Genomic DNA, 1654 nt, shown 5'->3' on the forward strand with positions numbered 1-1654 from the left:
GGCGCGCGGTCCGGGTGTACTCCCGAGCCGATGAGCGGGCGGGTGGTGAGTGGACGCGCGGTCGCCGCGGGCGCCCGGACGATCGAACTGGCCGCCGAGGAGGGTGACGCGGTGGACGTGCTGGTATCGCTCGCCGGCAGGCGCGGGGCCGATCTCGTGGTCGTCGGCAACCGGGGGCTCAACAGCCTGGCGGGGCGGCTGCTCGGCTCGGTGCCGTCCGGCGTGTCCCAGCGCGCGGGCTGCGACGTCCTGATCGTCCACACCACATCCGGAAGGTGACGTGAAGGCCCCCTCACGGCATAGGCTTAGCCGGATAGGACGGTGCGGTGCGAAGGAGGGGGCGCGTGATCGAGATCGAAGGTCTGCCCGAGCTCGTCGACCCGGTGATGATCGCCGCGTTCGAGGGGTGGAACGACGCGGGCGAGGCCTCGAGCGGAGTGATCGCGCACCTCGAGGGCGAGTGGAAGGCGACCCCGCTGGTCTCCCTGGACCCCGAGGAGTACTACGACTTCCAGGTGACCCGCCCGATCGTCGAGATGGGCGAGGGGCTGACGCGCTCCATCACCTGGCCGACCACGAAGCTGTCGGTGGCCAGGCCGCCGGGCGTCGACCGCGACGTGGTGCTGCTCCGCGGCATCGAGCCCAACATGCGCTGGCGAGCTTTCTGCGAGGAGATCGTCCTGGTCTGCCGGGAGCTGGGGGTCGAGCTGGCGGTTCTGCTCGGCGCGCTGCTCAACGACTCGCCGCACACCCGTCCGGTGCCGATCGTGGGATCGGCGACCGACGAGGGGCTGGCCAGGGCGATCAACCTGGAGCTGAGCCGCTACGAGGGACCGACCGGCATCGTCGGCGTGCTCCAGCAGTCCCTGGGCGCGGCCGGGCTGCACGCCGTGTCGCTGTGGGCCTCGGTGCCGCACTACGTGGCCCAGCCCCCCAACCCGAAGGCCACCATGGCACTGCTCAGCCGGATGGAGGACCTGCTCGACATCCCGATGCCGCTGGGCGAGCTGGCCGAGGAGTCCCGGGCCTGGGAGCACGGCGTCGACGAGCTGGCCTCTCAGGACAGCGAGGTCGCCGAGTACGTCAAGGAGCTGGAGGAGCGCAAGGACGCCGCCGAGCTGCCCGAGGCCAGTGGTGACGCCATCGCCGCCGAGTTCGAGCGCTACCTGCGCCGGCGCGACCGCGACTCCGACGGCTGAGCCCGCGGCCGGCGGTCACCACCGGCCGTTCCTTTCCGCCAGGACCGGGCGCGCGGAGACCAGGCGCCTCCGGTCCGAGTCCAAGGTCACCGGCGCCGGGCACGCCTGGTCGAACCGGGCCCACACCAGCGCGGCCAGATCGGCGTCCACCCCCAGGGGGGCGGCGACCAGGTCGGCACCGGACGTCTCCAGACGGTCCTGGAAGAAGCCCGGGGCCAGGAGGTAGGAGGCGAGCGCGATCCGCGGCGCGGGTCCTGAGCGCAGCCGCTCCAGGGCCTCGGCGATCGAGGGGGTGCCCGTGGCGGCGAAGGCCGCGGTGACGGGGCGGGAGAGCCGGACCGAAAGCAGCCGGGCCGCCGCCCCAAGTGAACGTCCTGGGGTAGACACCATCGGCGTACGCCGGACAGAGTTGGAGCTGGGATCCGCTCTCCACCATGCTGGGCTGGTTGGCCCAA

The 1654-nt window shown here is 72.4% G+C and carries 3 protein-coding genes; 2 read left to right on the top strand and 1 reads right to left on the bottom strand.

From position 1 onward, the window contains the following. Both ABZ260_RS50795 and ABZ260_RS50800 read left to right on the top strand, forming a co-directional pair. On the top strand, positions 1 to 279 hold a 279-nt coding region (locus ABZ260_RS50795), incomplete at its 5' end, for a universal stress protein (protein ID WP_355633098.1). 65 nt (positions 280 to 344) lie between these two features. After that, entirely contained in the window at positions 345 to 1199 is an 855-nt protein-coding gene (locus ABZ260_RS50800; protein ID WP_355633101.1) for a PAC2 family protein, read from the top strand. Between the two features lie 15 nt (positions 1200 to 1214). On the opposite strand, the gene ABZ260_RS50805 is transcribed toward ABZ260_RS50800, so the two are convergent. Further along, positions 1215 to 1589, bottom strand: a complete 375-nt coding sequence (locus ABZ260_RS50805; protein ID WP_355633104.1) for a hypothetical protein — start codon at positions 1587 to 1589, stop codon at positions 1215 to 1217. Between the last annotated feature and the right edge of the window lie 65 nt (positions 1590 to 1654).

The organism is Streptosporangium sp. NPDC006013, from assembly GCF_040614275.1.
Taxonomy (GTDB): Bacteria; Actinomycetota; Actinomycetes; order Streptosporangiales; family Streptosporangiaceae; genus Streptosporangium.

What these genes read in the sequence shown, in the direction of transcription:
- ABZ260_RS50805 (WP_355633104.1), bottom strand. Translation starts at nt 1,589, where the DNA reads ATGGTGTCTACCCCAGGACGTTCACTTGGGGCGGCGGCCCGGCTGCTT.